The sequence below is a fragment of the Duganella sp. Root198D2 genome (assembly GCF_001428585.1).
In the GTDB taxonomy this organism is placed as follows: Bacteria; Pseudomonadota; Gammaproteobacteria; order Burkholderiales; family Burkholderiaceae_D; genus Rugamonas.
The window spans coordinates 61,204-61,460 of the sequence record NZ_LMIC01000019.1; positions in this window are offsets into that span (position 1 = coordinate 61,204).

A 257-nucleotide genomic window follows, 5' to 3' on the forward strand; every position below is an offset into this window, starting at 1 on the left:
TTTACCGGTTTTAAAAAAGGCAAAAAAAAAACCGCTCCAATCGAGCGGTTTTTTTATACGCGGTGAAAAGATCAGCCCTTAGGCTCCGCAGCCGGCGCCTCAGCAGCCGGAGCAGCCTGCTTAACCTCAGGCTCCTTGAACTTGCCACCCGACTTATCGTTCGGTGTGAAGAAGGGCGACAAGATGTACCTGACGCCGAAAGAGCGAGTAATCATCTGGTAAAACCGGTAAAGCGGGGTCTGACCCAAGGGTCAGAC